Origin of the sequence: Desulfobacca acetoxidans DSM 11109, assembly GCF_000195295.1 — a bacterium.
Classification (GTDB): Bacteria; Desulfobacterota; Desulfobaccia; order Desulfobaccales; family Desulfobaccaceae; genus Desulfobacca; species Desulfobacca acetoxidans.
This window is the reverse complement of record NC_015388.1, coordinates 2,517,428-2,531,923: the sequence shown is the minus strand read 5'-3', so window position 1 is coordinate 2,531,923 and position 14,496 is coordinate 2,517,428. Positions and strand designations below refer to the sequence as shown.

Annotated in this window: 13 protein-coding genes; 2 read left to right on the top strand and 11 right to left on the bottom strand. The window is 53.4% G+C overall.

The features are described from left to right. Positions 1–74: 74 nt before the first annotated feature. Positions 75–803: a bifunctional demethylmenaquinone methyltransferase/2-methoxy-6-polyprenyl-1,4-benzoquinol methylase UbiE gene (gene ubiE / locus DESAC_RS11325; protein WP_052301951.1), complete on the top strand. Its 729-nt coding sequence runs from the start codon at positions 75–77 to the stop codon at positions 801–803. A 92-nt stretch (positions 804–895) separates the two neighbouring features. Here ubiE and DESAC_RS11320 read toward each other — a convergent pair whose 3' ends face one another. From DESAC_RS11320 to DESAC_RS11280, 9 genes are all read right to left on the bottom strand, one after another. Further along, complete coding sequence (locus DESAC_RS11320) at positions 896–1,519, bottom strand: lysophospholipid acyltransferase family protein (protein ID WP_013707209.1); 624 nt, start codon at positions 1,517–1,519, stop codon at positions 896–898. Between the two features lie 154 nt (positions 1,520–1,673). Then, the gene (gene rpmB / locus DESAC_RS11315) at positions 1,674–1,865 is read right to left on the bottom strand and encodes a 50S ribosomal protein L28 (RefSeq protein ID WP_013707208.1); all 192 of its coding nucleotides are present in this window, start codon (positions 1,863–1,865) and stop codon (positions 1,674–1,676) included. Between the two features lie 211 nt (positions 1,866–2,076). Then, positions 2,077–2,304 (bottom strand): FmdB family zinc ribbon protein, encoded by a 228-nt coding sequence (locus tag DESAC_RS17030; RefSeq protein WP_013707207.1) that lies wholly within the window; start codon positions 2,302–2,304, stop codon positions 2,077–2,079. Positions 2,305–2,508: 204 nt separating this feature from the next. Next, positions 2,509–3,468, bottom strand: a complete 960-nt coding sequence (locus DESAC_RS11305) for a flippase-like domain-containing protein (protein ID WP_013707206.1) — start codon at positions 3,466–3,468, stop codon at positions 2,509–2,511. Further along, positions 3,455–4,762 (bottom strand): CDP-alcohol phosphatidyltransferase family protein, encoded by a 1,308-nt coding sequence (locus DESAC_RS15380; RefSeq protein ID WP_013707205.1) that lies wholly within the window; start codon positions 4,760–4,762, stop codon positions 3,455–3,457. Before DESAC_RS15380 ends, DESAC_RS11305 begins: the two co-directional genes overlap by 14 nt. Then, positions 4,762–5,892 carry a 2-aminoethylphosphonate aminotransferase gene (locus tag DESAC_RS11295; protein WP_013707204.1) on the bottom strand — a complete coding sequence of 377 codons (1,131 nt, stop codon included), beginning with the start codon at positions 5,890–5,892 and terminating at the stop codon, positions 4,762–4,764. The genes DESAC_RS15380 and DESAC_RS11295 overlap by 1 nt, the downstream gene beginning before the upstream one ends. Positions 5,893–5,928: 36 nt before the next feature. Further along, positions 5,929–6,696: a phosphocholine cytidylyltransferase family protein gene (locus tag DESAC_RS11290; protein ID WP_013707203.1), complete on the bottom strand. Its 768-nt coding sequence runs from the start codon at positions 6,694–6,696 to the stop codon at positions 5,929–5,931. Between the two features lie 2 nt (positions 6,697–6,698). After that, positions 6,699–7,808, bottom strand: coding sequence for a phosphonopyruvate decarboxylase (aepY, locus tag DESAC_RS11285; RefSeq protein ID WP_013707202.1), 1,110 nt, complete (start codon positions 7,806–7,808; stop codon positions 6,699–6,701). 33 nt (positions 7,809–7,841) lie between these two features. Then, positions 7,842–9,581, bottom strand: a complete 1,740-nt coding sequence (locus tag DESAC_RS11280) for an isocitrate lyase/phosphoenolpyruvate mutase family protein (protein WP_013707201.1) — start codon at positions 9,579–9,581, stop codon at positions 7,842–7,844. A gap of 513 nt (positions 9,582–10,094) precedes the next feature. On the opposite strand from DESAC_RS11280, the gene DESAC_RS11275 reads away from it, so the two are divergent. Further along, positions 10,095–10,886, top strand: coding sequence for a M48 family metallopeptidase (locus tag DESAC_RS11275; RefSeq protein ID WP_013707199.1), 792 nt, complete (start codon positions 10,095–10,097; stop codon positions 10,884–10,886). A 78-nt stretch (positions 10,887–10,964) separates the two neighbouring features. Here DESAC_RS11275 and selB read toward each other — a convergent pair whose 3' ends face one another. Beyond that, entirely contained in the window at positions 10,965–12,869 is a 1,905-nt protein-coding gene (selB, locus tag DESAC_RS11270) for a selenocysteine-specific translation elongation factor (RefSeq protein WP_013707198.1), read from the bottom strand. Between the two features lie 91 nt (positions 12,870–12,960). Further along, a complete protein-coding gene (locus tag DESAC_RS11265; RefSeq protein ID WP_013707197.1) occupies positions 12,961–14,472 on the bottom strand; it encodes an Rne/Rng family ribonuclease in 1,512 nt (503 codons plus the stop codon). Positions 14,473–14,496: the final 24 nt, after the last annotated feature.

Below are 14,496 nucleotides of genomic sequence, written 5' to 3'. Positions count from 1 at the left end.
CAGACGGATTGTTGATATTTACATATTTTCCTTCGTCAGTTGACAAAATGGTTAGGCTTTTCCACAATAACGGCATGAATGAAAAAGAAAAGACCTTGACTGCGGAAAATCTGCTCGGGACCCGGATTGAACGCATGTTTTCCAGTATCGCCCCCTGGTATGATTTCCTCAACCGCGGCCTCAGCCTCAGGCAAGACGTCTACTGGCGGCGGGCTCTAGTAAAAGGCCTTCAGCTTCCATCCGAACCTTTCATCCTGGACCTGGCAGCCGGGACTCTAGATGTCTCCCTGGAAACAGTTCGCCAACACCCTCAGGCCCTGGTTGCAGCAGTCGACTTCAGCCTGCCGATGCTGCATCGCGGCCGGGAGAAATTGGCCGCCCAAGGCCAGCCCCGGATATTGCCCATTGCCGCCGACGCCATGGCCCTGCCATTTGCCAACGACCAGTTTGACGGTTTGACTATTGCCTTCGGTATCCGCAACCTGCCGGATCGCGGTGCAGTTTTACAGGAAATCCTGCGGGTGCTGCGGCCGGGTGGCGTGGCGGCCATTTTAGAATTCATTCCGCCCGAGGTTGGCTGGCGTTTGCAACTCTACCGCCTCTACCTCAATCATCTTCTGCCCTTAATCGGCCGGGTCTTCTCGCGACATGCCTTTGCCTACCGCTATCTGGCCGAATCTATCGTTCATTTTCCCCCGGCCACGGCATTTTGCCAAGAACTGCAGGAGGTAGGATTCCGCCAGGTCAGATATCGGCGGCTGACTTTTGGGGTTGTCTGTCTGTTTTATGGGAGAAAAGCTTAGAGATGACCGGCGCCAAGGGCGGATCGGAAGTCTGTCTATTAACGAGAGCAGTAAAAACGTTTGCTGGGACAAGTAGGGGAGGGCGGGCGACTCTAGTCCGGAGCTTGCAATTTCTCTATGGCGGCCATGATTTGCCGAGTGAGGTTGCCGGCCTGCTCCGGGCCATCAGTCGTGATGGGGAGGCCGATGCGGACCCGAACCCGGCATCCGGGTGGATCGGGTTGGTATCTTATACCCACCGGAATGAACGGCAGGCGTTTTTGCGGCAGGTGTGTCTGCAGTCGCAGCAGAAGTTGAATGAAGCGATGCTTGCCACAACCTACCTGACCGGGAACATAGGTACCCTCGGGAAAAAGGACGATCTGCTCCTGGCGCTGCAGGATACGGTTGAGGGACCGAAACGTCGATAGAGTCGCCTGCGGTCTCTGGCGATCCAAGGGAATGCCTCCCAAGGCCTGCACCAGGGTGCGGCTGGCAAGATTCTGAAAAAGTTCGACCTTGGCCACATAATACAGAGGGCGGGGAAATGTCAGGCCGACGATCGGCACGTCTTCCCACCGCTGGTGCTTGGGACAGAGGATGGCCGGTCCCTGCATCGGCCAATGGTCCAGGCCTTCCACTGCCAACCTAAAATACCGCTGAAAACTCTGACGCGTCAGCCAACGCATGGTTCGGTAGAACCACTTACTGAGGCGATCCGGGTTTACCCGCGACACGACCTTCTATATCTCCAAACGCTCATTAAAAAGCCGCCATAAAACAGGATGGCAGAGAAGCCCTCAGGAAATGGCCCTTTTTAACTCTGCAGCTTGTTTGGCAGCGCTCAGTATGGTCTGGCTTCAACCGATTGAGCTTCCGCCTCCGGTATCATCAAGCCGGCTTTACCACCCGGCCAGACCGGAGGCAGCGGGTACATACCTGAATATATTTCACCTGACCGTTCTGCAGCGCCCGTACCCGCCTGAGATTTGGCAGCCAGCGCCGTTTGGTCTTGTTGTTGGCATGCGAGACGTTATTGCCCACCTGCGGCCCTTTGCCGCATATTTCGCAGAACTTAGCCATGAAAACCGCCTCCTTGTTAAACAAAAATATATTCTAAGAGGATTTTACGGGAATTGCAAGAAAAATCTCTTGTTGTTGATCACGGGGTCATTACGGTAAAAGAAATGGCGGTGTTTCTCGCAGGTGTCTTGATCCTAGACCACGCCGGAATATTACTGGTGCGTGTATGAAGTATCGCCCTTCCCGACTTTAGGAAGGGCGGTCTCACAGCTTAATGGCAGGTGCTGCAACTGGTCGCAGTGCAGCCGGTACAGGAAGCTCCTTTGCCTCCGGAAGAAGTGGACGTGAGCTTGAAGCCGACCTTAGCATTGCAAGCACTCATCAACTTTTCACAATTAGTCTGATGACAGGCCGGACACTCTACAACTTCGCCGCTCCCAAAAACTAATTTCTCAAAATCTTGGCCACAGTCATTGCAATGGAATTCAAAAATGGGCATGTTCTTTTCATCTCCTTATTGCTGTACCTGCTGATCGATAGTCGCGTAATGGCATTATAATCAATCTTATATTTAACTATAAGGCAACCATCGTCGTATTGCAAGCAGAGGTTAAGCGGTCAATCAATGTCGACTATCTTTCCACCTCGCCAGTAATCGTCTTTTCGTTCTCAGGTCTGAAGGAAACTGCTGCACGTCCTGTTTTTAGCGGTCGTAGGCCAGCGCCACGAGCCCGACGGCCAGCCAAAAACCCTCTCGCAGGCGCCGGATCACACTACAGGCAGCGCCAAGCAGCGAACCTAAGTGCAATCCGATGGTCAACAGGATAATGCCGCCATCCTGTACCGCCAGATTCCCCGGAATAAAAAAGGCCAGACCGCCGATCAGGGTGGCCAGGGCGTCCAGGCAGAGAGCGGTCACCAATCCGATGGGATGTCCTAAGAGGTAAAAGATAATATATACTTCCAGGCCGTGGATTAGCCAACTGAGGAAGTACAGCCCCAAGGCCAGAAAAAATTTCCTCCCATGTTGCCGGTAAAAAGTCGACATTTGGGCGTCCAGACGACAGATGGCCTCTTCTTTTTCTTTCAAGCGGCCAGGCAGGAAACGGCATCTTTCCAGTACTGCCAGGCCGAGCTGGCATAATCCATATCTCTGCAACAGGACAAATCCCAACGCCCCGCCACCCAGCACTAAGGCAGCCGCCAACAGCCCCCACAGCCACGCCGATGACAGGTGAAAGAGAAACGGCGCCAGCGCCAGCCCTAAAAGGATATACAGCACCATCGACAACGCCATAATTCCCTTGCTGATGACCAAAGAGGCGGTGGAGTTGGTCAAGGAAACTCCCTTTTTCTGTAATAACATGGCCTTGACCGGTTCACCCCCTAAACTGGCCATCGGGGTCAGGATATTAATGGCTTCACCGGCCAACCGATTGAAGAACAGGTATCGGATCGTCAAACCGGTCGGTGGACTTCCAAAGCTGAAATACCAGGACATGGAATCCAAAAGGTTCACCAGCAGGTAGGGCAGGAGAATCAGCGGCCAATACCAGCCGACCATTCTGAGATGCTGTAGGATTGCCTCCCAGCCAACCGATCTGAGCATCCAGAATAGAAATAGGGATGCGATAACTACTAAGAGTATCTTAGCCTTGGTCATAATATTTCTGCCTAAGGAGAACTATTGCAAAAATGTTGGTTCCCACCGCACTGCCGACAATCAGCCATTCTAATCGATTCAAACAGGCTAATAATAAGATCAGATAAAAGAAGTCCCGACTTGACAGCTCCGCCAGGATTTTTTCTTTCCAGCTTTCAGGAGCCTGGGCAGTTGGCAGGGCAACAACCCCTGGCATGTCCAATAGCCACCAACAGCTCAGATAACCGAAAGTTAAAAGAACTCCCGCAACCAGAAAAACGGGATGGGAGGAAGCTAGATAGCACCCGCGGGCTATCCCCCAAAACAATAGCAGATTAAGCAGGCTATCACCCTGCCGATCCAGCCAGGCGCCCAGACGGGACTCTTTAAATTTCAATCGAGCTACGGCCCCATCCAAGCAATCCAATACCAGGAGCAGAGGCAACAACAGGCCCGCAGCCACGGACCAACCATGGGAACCTTGAGCAAAAGCCCAGGCGGCCAATAGACCGAACAGGAAGGCGGTCAGGGTGATTTGATTCGGGGCAATCTGTTGTCGAAGTATCCAGGGCAGAAGCCGCCGCGCCAAGGCGCGATTCCAGGAATTCTCGAGTATTCCTTCTCCAACCGGTGAACTTTCTTCCCGGCTAATCAGCCAATTTGTAGCCGACTCAAGATCCTGCTGTTGCCGGATGAAAAAAACCTCACCGCTATGCAACTCTATCCCCCGGAGCCGGTCCTGACGCGCTAAGCGGGTCAGAAATAAGTCAAGATCATGGCCGCTATTTCGCCACTCCTGCCAAGCGGAGGTTGAAAAGAGCAGCAGGCGGGACGCCTGTTCGGTCGTTGCCGACTCTCTCTCTCCCCAGGACACCACCCGATCGCCGGATAATAGTACCGGTGACCGATTTTCTAACTTACCTGTATCCGCGCCCGTCGCATGGCTCATCGAAACTATTCCGACCGCAACCTGTCCCTGCGGCAGGTCCTGGGCAGCAAAGGCAGCCAGCCGCTCGGGCTCGATCAAAAGATTAAGCGGCAGGTACAGGCAACCTTCCACTTCGTGGTTAAGCGATGTATGCGCCAACTCCCGAGGATCGGAGATGATCCTGACTGGCGGCAATTTCTGCACCGCTGCCAACTCCCGCCGCAGCTTCTCCTTCCTGTCCGGTTGTTCCAGGATAGCAATAGGCGTCGCCCCGGTGCGAGAAAGCATCAGAAGCTGCCTTTGCCATAGGGGCAGTCCGGCCACCATCCCAAAAAGGTCAGCGGCAAATCCCTCCGTCGGAACGCTGATACAAGCGGCGATCGTCATTAGTGGTAGATCACCGGTATCTTGACCTGAAATTCGCCCAAGACCTCCTCCAAGGCTCTTAAAAAGGCCTGTATATCGTGATAATCAATCGCCCCGAGGTTAGCCACCCGGAACGTCCGCTCTGCCTGCAATTTGCCGGGATAAATAGTAAAACCTCTCCGGTAGCAGGCATCGTGGATCTTGTCAAAACTGTAGTTGGGGTCATCAGGCTCCAGCACTGTGGTCAATAGAGGTGATTGACGCTCAAGAGGCAGCAGGGTTTGGAATCCTAATTGTTTGAGGCCTGCAAACAACGTCTGCCAGTTGCGGCGGTAGCGCTCAAAACGATTGGCCGCGCCTTCGGCAAAATATTCCCTGATGGCCTGGGACAGGGCGTAGATTACCTGTACCGGCGGGGTGAACTGCATCTGGCCATTGGCCGCAAAATGTTGGTACTGCTGATAGAGGTTGAGGTAGAAGGTTCGCCGCGGCACTTCCCGAATCTCTTCCAGAGCCTGCCGTCGGCAGATGGCGAAAGACAATCCTGGCATTCCCTGTAGACACTTATTTGACGTCGATAGGAGAAAATCAATATTCTCCTGCCGTACATCAAGCGGTAGTCCGCCCAGACTGGAGATGGCATCGACGATCAGTCCGACGCCGTGACGGCGGGCCAAAGCAGCCACCTCCGAGAGTGGATTTAATAACCCGGTACTGGTCTCATGATGTACCAGAGCCAGATGCGAGGCCTCCGGATGGGCTTTCATGGTAGCTTCCACCTGGGCCAAATCAGGCCATTCGCCCCAAGGATAGCGCAATTCCAATAGCGGCAATCGGTAACATCGGACGATGGCCGCCAGACGTTCCCCATAAGCACCGTTGTTAATAACAATTACAGCCCTGCCGGATGGCACCACCGAATTGAGCACCGCATCCATCACCGCAGTGCCCGAACCGGTAAAAAGCACCGCCGTGTGACTTTCAGGGCTTCCCCCGGCAATCTTTACCAGATCGTGTCGGACTTGCCGCATAACCTCGGCAAATTCAGTTTCACGCGGGCAGATATCGGCCACCACCAGGGCGGTTTTGACGGTATCGGTAGTTGTTGCCGGTCCGGGGTTCAACAATACTTTACGCGGCGGTAATTGCAACGTGATACTGTCTCCTCTCTCTTGTCATTCTCTCTCCTAGCTATCCGCAAAAATATCCTGGCGACCGACGGCAGCCACCTGTTGTTGAATGGCAGGCCAAACCTCTTGCCGAGCCCGAGAGACATCTTCCAGAAAATCGATTTCCAGCCATGCCTGGTGGCCGATATCCTCTACCCAGAGGCGCCGGTGTTGACAAAGGGCCTGGGACAACTCCTCGTGTTCGGTCTGCGGTGCCATTCTGATTAAGGCATCCATCAGGCTGATCGCCAGGGGTGCGTCTGCAGCGGCGACGCTGATGATGCCTAGTGCCTCGCCGGCCAGAGGTGCCTGAACGCGAACATTCTTGCCGATAGCCACCGCCAAACCCTGCTCCTGGTACACTTTGACTTCTTCGCCGCTGTCGTGGTCGAGCGGGCCTACCAGGAGGCGGCTTCTTTCAGTCCATTCGGGCAGACCGGCCAGAATGAAGGGGTTAAATAACAGGTCGGCATCCATAAAGAGAAATGGTCCTCCAAGATAGCCCCGACTCAGCCAGAGGGAGTAGAGGCTGCCGGTTTGGGCGTAGTGTTCGTTTTCCACCCAGTGGAGGGTGATTCCCGAGAAGCCGGAGCGGAGTTGCTTTTGCAGCAGTTCCCGCCGATGTCCGACGACCAACACCACCTCGGAGACACCGAAATAACGTAGGGCTACCAGAGTATGCCAGATGAGGGGGCGACCGCCGACCTCAATCAGGGCTTTAGGGATGCTCTCAGTTAGCGGCGCCAACCGGCGGCCGACGCCAGCGCTTAAAATGACGGCAATCACGGTCAGATCCTGGGATAAGTCTTGAGGACGGTCTGAAACCGGTCCTTCATCTCCGGAGGGGTTAGAGACGGTCGCGGCAGATCTACTGCGGCCCCGGTTGCCACTTTTATTAAAAGGAAATGCGGCCCCGGCTGGCCTAAGATGGTCTGCAACCGTTCGGTCAGTGCCTCGGGGTCGCTCACCTGCTGGGCTGTCCGGTAGCCTGCCTCCTTCGCCACCCCACTTAGGGAGGCGGTTGCGGAGTTGCTGGCCTGGCCGCCGGTGGAATCATAGGCCTCGTTATCCAGTACTAAGTGGATCAGATTGGCCGGGCGATAATGGCCGATGGTGCTAAGGTTGCCCATTTTCATCAGACAGGCGCCGTCGCCGTCCAGGACCACCACACGCCGCTGCGGCTGGGCCAGGGCTAGACCCAGGCCAATGGCGCTGGCACATCCCATAGATCCCACCATATAAAAATTGTTCCCGGCATCTTTAGTGTTATACAATTCCCGGGAGATTTTGCCGGTTGTAGAGATCAAGAGTTCATCACCCCGCAGGGTCTGACAGATGATAGCAATGGCCTCCTGGCGCTTCAGAGACCGCTGGGGTTGTTGAATATACTTAGTTACCGGAGCGATTGTGCCTCTCGGAACGATAAGCGCTGCCGGTTGATTTAAGACCGTCATCTGCCCCTGCAGCCATTGCAGTTTTTCCCGGTCAACCTCCCAGTCGCCCGTCAGCACAGTATAGGAAAGACCCAGGAGGGCCAGCAGCCCCGGCATTTTTAGACCCATAATCCGGTGTTGCACCGCATCCGGCCGCCCAGGTTCTCCCCGCCAGGAAATGACCAGCAGGCAGGGGAAATGGTAGATCAATTGCAAAGAGGTCAAGGGATTGACTGCATTCCCAAAACCGGAGTTCTGCATCAGGATAACCGGCTGGCGTCCGGCCAGGTTCCAGCCCGCTGCTATTCCCATGGCCTCCCCTTCGCTGGCCGCAGCAACGTATAGTCGGTTCGAATCCCGTTCCAGGTAGCTGATCAGGGGATTAAGCAGCGAGCAGGGGACTCCGGTGTAAGGGCCAAAACCTAAATTATCAAAAAATTCAATAAGTTCAATGGCATCGACCATCGCCTTAACCAATCTTCTCTCTAAATGCCAATGTCAGGAGAGGTTCAGGGCCTGCAGCGCAAGAGGGGGTACCTCACTTTCATCGTGTGCGGTGATTCCCTGCCCAGGCAGGTTAAAGAGAGACAAGGCCCGTTGATAATCCTCGAAGGTCTGTATTTCCATCCAACCCGAGTTGACCTCGAGGAGTTTTACCGGCAGGCCGCGGTCAATGACCTCTTGCAGCAGGTCGGTAAAAGAGGCCTGATAAAAGGTGGCGGCTTCGTGAAAAGGCCGGTGTTGATATTTCTGGCGACAGTCGTCGTAGATCTCTTTTAAGGCCTTAGTCCCGGCTGCCGAACTTTTGACGATGCCAATGAATTCATAGTCAGCTTCTGCATCACTGATAGTATCGTGACCGATACGCATTGCCAGGTTGTCGGTCCGCTCCAGAAACCGCCGCTTTCGGGGGAGGGGTTTTTCCCGGGCCACTACCAGATCTAAATTCTTATTGGGATTATATCCGTATCTGAAAGAATTGTCCACCACCAGGACAATATCTGCTCGGCAATCCAGGAGTTTCTGGATAATGAAGGGTTCGAACAGAATATCAGCGTATATGAGCAGGGTCTGCCGATTGAAATGACTCCCGGCCTGCATAATGGAATGGAGGATATGACAAGCGGCGAAATCCGGATTAAAAACTGTCTTAATGCCAGTAATATCGATGGCCTCGGCCTTATAGCCGGTGATCACCAGTATCCGGTCTAATCCCAGGCGCCTGAGGGTTTCGACATTATGTTGCAATAACGGTTTGCCTTTTAGAGGCAACATCGCTGCGGGCTGATCGGTCAACAGAAGCGAGAGCCTATCTCCACCTTGGGGCCGCCCTGCCGCCGGGATAATCACTGTATAATCATCATAAGGCCGGCATGAGTATTTTTTCTCTGCAGCTCGCAGGCGGGGCATATCCTGGAGTTCGAAGATGGTGCTCATCGGGGTGATATCGGCTTCCACTGCAGCCAGGGAACCGGCCTGCCGAAGCTTCCGCAGAACTTGACTCATCGCCCGCACCGCCGCCCGCAGACCGGCATTGGCATAGATGACAATTTTGACTCCCCAGGCTGCCAATTCTTCCACCGTTACCTGAGAGTAACTGGTGGGTACCACTACCAGAGGTTCGGCCCGCCGCCAACCCCGAATAAAGGCCTGGATTTCATCAGGGGTTTTTGCTTTGGAATGGATCAGGATGGCATCAGCCCCGGCTGCGGCATAAGCTTCGGCCCGCCGCCAGGCCTCTTCCAACCCCCAGCCGGCGATCAATGCTTCCACCCGGGCAATGACCATGAATGCCGCTGATATCTGAGCATCTTTAGCAGCCATAATCTTGCCGACAAACTCCGGTAGGGGTGCCAGTTCCTGGCGGCCCGGAATATAACTGTTGACCTTTGGAAAGCACTTATCCTCAATACAGACGGCTGCGATCCCCAAGGCTTCATATTTTTTTATTAACCGGATGACATTGCCATAGTTTCCGTAGCCGGTATCACAGTCGGCGATTACCGGCAGATCGGTAGCCTCGTTGATATTGGCGGCCGCTTCCTGGTAGTCTGTCATAGTCAGTATATTGGCATCGGGAACCGCATTGGCAGCCGAAATTTCCAGGCCACTGGCCCAGACCGCATCAAAGCCGGCCTCCTCTACGAGACGGGCCCCCAATCCATTATGCGCCCCGGCAACCTGTATGATGCCAGGGCGAGCCAGCAGACGACGCAGAGCTTGAGCCTTATCATGCATCGATAGTCTCCCAGGTTGTGAGTTTAAGTTTCCCAGAAATCTCCTCCAGGCCGCTGAGAGCACCCGATGTTGCTAGGTCACCCTCAATTATCCCGCAAACCATGCCCCCCCAAAAAGGCTACTGAGGCACTCATTTGTTATTAACATAAATTTATTCGAATGATAAGGATTTTCAAGAAACTTAGATTAAGTAGAGGGTACTGTCTTTGGAAAGCAGGGTTGATAGGGGGATGAAAAGATGCCGTTCAAACGGGGGGAGGTCACGAGCGGTGCAGGTCGAACTTGGTGAGGCAACATAATCTCTTAATATAACACCTCAGATACATGGGGCGGATACAAGATTTGTCCCTACGGATGGATTTGTCGGTGTTGTAGTGCTGTAGGGGGGACATCGCCCACCATTCCTTGATCTATTCTCTCAGATATCTGAAGTAGGGCGAATTGATTAATTGTGAATCAGAGGTTCTTCGTCCTGTTGACATTTATCAGAGATGATTTTATTTTATAGGGGAAATGGAAAAGAACGATCTCCTCAGGTTCTGGTCATGGTATCTGGTGCTGGTCTGTCTAATGACCGCAGCCTGCGCTACAGCTCCTTATACAGGCCGACGTCAGCTCATGCTTACATCGGAGAGCCAGGAAAGCAACCTGGGTTTTCAGGCATTTTCCCAGATCCGGCGACAATATCCCGTTGCCAAAGATCCGCAGAGCAATGAGTTGGTAAACCGGGTTGGCCAGCGGATTGCCGAGGCTGCTAACCGGCCGGATTTTCGTTGGGAATTCGTCGTCTTCAAGGATGACAAAATGGCCAACGCCTTTTGTCTGCCGGGTGGTAAAGTGGGCATATTTACCGGCATATTCAAATATACCAAGGATGATGCCGGTCTGGCGACGGTTATCTCCCACGAAGCGGCCCACGCTATTCTGCGGCATGCCGGTGAACGTATGAGTCAGGGCATGCTGGCGCAAATCGGAGGCGTCGGACTGAGCGCCGCCCTGGCGGGACAGAGCGCCTATGTCTCCCAGGCCGCGATGCAAGCTTATGGTTTAGGCGCCAATGTTGGCGTTATCTTGCCGTATAGCCGTAAACAGGAATACGAGGCGGACCAGGTCGGTCTGATCCTGATGGCCAAGGCGGGTTACGACCCCGAGGCGGCCTTGGGTTTCTGGCAGAGGATGATGGATGATAGTAAAGGCAAGGCCAAGCCGCCAGCTTTTTTGTCCACCCACCCCACCGATGAGCAGCGGATCTCCGCGATCAAGCAAATGCTGCCTGAGATTAAAGAAAAATATTCCCGTCAGTAGGGCAACCTGACCCGCCTGCGAGATAAAAGTTCGGCTTATGGAATTGGTGTTGTTTTTTGAATTAGGATGCCATGGCAATCACCGCAGACGGCGATTCTCACCGACCCTGACCGTAACGCGGGCGGCATCGAAGTATTCCATAAGCGGAATACTGAATTTGCGGCTGGTTTGAGTCAGGTCCTTAAACTGCGGCACTGAAATCTCCTGGTGCTCCTTTAAGTAGTGCACCAGTTTGGTTTTTAAGGCAGCTATGACACTCTGATGGAAGAAAAGGTCCTCTTTCACCTTGACCAACAGGCCCTTGCCGGTCAGTAATTTAATGATCTCATTGAGTTGGCTGCCTCTGGCCTGCACCGCTGTCCCGGCCTCTTTCAAGGTCGGGGGAGTCAGCCCGCTTTTTTCATACAGGACTTCCAATCGATTGGCCAATTCCTCCTGCTCTCCAGCTAACACCACCTGATGGCCGGCCAGCCGGACCAGTTCCTTCTCGACTGCTACCTGCTTCTGTTGTTCGAGGTCTACCAGTAAATAATTGAAAAGGCGTACCTCCAGATTCTCTGGCAGGCGGCGGCGCAATTCTTCTTTAGAAAGGCCCAGCTTCAGGGGCTGAGTCTGGTGAAATTTTTGCAGCCGTTGGACTGCCTGGGACTGTAGAGCTGCAACTACTGTTTTAAGGGCATAGCGGTTGTTTTCGGTATCGTAGGCGATGATCCGTCCGTCTTTCTGCAACTGCTCCAAAATTGGGGTGAGTTCGGCAGCGGAAAGAGTGAGCAATTGCACGAGTTCTTGACGGGAAAGTCCGGCTGCTGCCGACTCCTCAAGATGAGAGGCAATCCTTTCCGCTTCCGGACAGCTCTCAAGCAATTCTAATTTCTTGATAATGTCTTTCTGAAGACGCCGGTGTACTGGTGGGTTGATGTGGATAACATGACCGCCGCCGACGGTGATGACCGGAGACACCTCCCGGATCACAAAGCGGTCAAAAGGTTTTAGGGCCAGAGGTTTACTCAGACGGAATTGCACCAGTCCACTCTCTCCCGGGGCTAATTCTTCTTGGGAGAGCAGGATTACAGTGGCCAACTGTTCGCTGGCGCCGGTGTGGAGTCTTACTTCCCGCCGATTTTTGAGCGGGCGGGGGGTGCTGGGCAAAATCTCGAGACGGGCATCCAAACGTAAGCTGCATCGCAGGGAATCCGGAGTTGCTGCCACCATGCCCCGCTCCAGCTCGAACTTGTCAATCCCCTGCAGATTTATTGCGGTACGGAATCCTGCCAGGGTTTCTTCCACATACTCATCATGAACCTGGATATTGCGGACCTTGGCTTTGTACTGCGGCGGATAGATCGTCACCAGATCGCTTACCCGCAGCTGTCCGGATATGGCAGTACCGGTAACTACGGTGCCGAAACCTTTGATGGTGAAGACCCGGTCGATAGGAAGTCGAAAAATACCGCTGACCGGTTTGGGAGGCACAACAGCACCGAGAGCCATCAGGGTCTGGAGCAATTCTGAGGTGCCTTGCCCACTCACCGCTGAGAAACGGATGATGGGAGCACCCTCCAAGAAGGTATTAGACAGGAAATTTCGGACATCTTCCTCTACCAACTCCAGCCATTCTTCCTCTACCAGATCAATCTTGGTCAAGACCACCAGGCCGCGCTTCACCTTTAGGAGCTGGCAGATTTCCAGATGCTCCCGGGTCTGTGGCATGACCCCTTCGTCAGCGGCAATGATGAGGGCCACTAGGTCCATGCCGGTAGCTCCCGCCAACATATGTCGCACAAACCGCTCATGTCCCGGTACATCGACTATTCCCAAACGCTGGCCATTGGGCAGGGTAAGGGAGGCAAAACCCAACTCTATGGTTATGCCCCGAAGCTTCTCTTCTTTCAGACGATCAGTATCAACGCCGGTCAGAGCCTTGATGAGAGAAGTTTTGCCGTGATCAATGTGCCCGGCGGTGCCGAGAATGATGGGGTGCACAATATTCTTCCTTTTTTGCTTGGTGGATGCAGACCAAAATATCCGATTATATTATCATGATCCGGCGGTTAGAGCTAAGCGTGAATATGTTCTAGATGCTGATTTCGTACTTTTCCTGGTGAAAATGCGGGTTACTCCGGATAACAATCTTTTTATGGTATTCGCCTTCCAGGCTTTCAATGGTAGCACCGCCAAGATCCATGAGCACACCGGCCACCTCCGGATGGGCCTCGAGGGTAACCTGCTGACTATCTAAGGAACCTATCATGGTGGTCAATTCTCGCAACATATCGAAGGCTACCGTCAGACGTGAGCGGATAAAGCCCTTCTGATCGCAGTAGGGACACGGCTCGGTCAGCATGTGGTGCAGACTCTGGCGTGACCGCTGTCGGGTCATTTCCACCAGACCAAGTTCTGACATCTTCAGAACGCTGGTTTTGGCCCGGTCTTTTTTAAGTGCCTCTTTCAGGACGTTATATACTTTCTCTCGGTTTGCCTCTTTTTCCATATCGATGAAGTCAATGACAATCAATCCGCCGATATTTCGCAGACGCAGTTGATAAGCAATCTCTTTAACCGCCTCCAGATTGGTTTTCAAAATGGTTTCTTCGAGGTTATGTTTTCCCACATAACGACCGGTATTGACATCGATAACGACCAAGGCCTCAGTGGGCTCAATAATGATATAGCCGCCGGACTTGAGCCAGACTTTCTTGCCCAAGGCTCGCTGCAGTTCAATTTCAATGTCGTAGTGTTCAAAAAGAGGCTCCCTACTCTGGTAAAGTTCTACATTGAACTTCATCAAAGGTTGGAATGATTCGACAAATTGAATTATTTTAGCATGCGTCTCGAAATCATCAACAATCAGGCAGTCAACCTCTTTGGTGAATAGGTCCCGGACGACCCGCAGAACGATATCTAGTTCCCGGTGCAGAAGCGAAGCCGTAGGCGCGGTCTCTTTTTTGCGCAAGATGTTATTCCAGATCTGCAGAAGAAATTCTATTTCACTGCGCAATTTATCTCCCTCGACGCCTTCACTGGCGGTCCGAGCGATAAGGCCGCAATCAGGAGGCTTAATGGCCAACAGGGCATCTTTTAACCGGGCGCGCTCCGCCTCATCGGCAATGCGGCGAGAAACTCCGACATGATTCACGGTAGGCATCAGGACGAGGTGCCTCCCCGGAAGCGTAATATGGGAGGTAAGCCTGGCACCCTTGCCGCACAATGGCGGTTTGGCTACCTGGACCAAAACTTCCTGCCCTTCCTGAAGCATGTCTTCAATCGGAATAGTCTGGGTTTCGGTAAAATGAGGAGCTAAAGACACCTGGTTGCCATTCCGGTCATCTTTATGCCATTCGGCGTAGAAATCATCATAATGGTCAACTACGTCAGCCACATAGAGGAATGCCGAGCGCTCCAGGCCGATATCGACAAATGCCGCTCCCATGCCGGGCAATACCTTAATGACTCTTCCTTTATAAATATTGCCGATTAGCGAGCTGGCCGAGTCTCGCTCAATATACAGTTCAACGACATTCCCGTTTTCGATAAGAGCCACCCGGCTCTCAAAAGGGGAAACATTGATGATTAATTCACTCGCCATGATGATAATCCTAATGATTCTGGA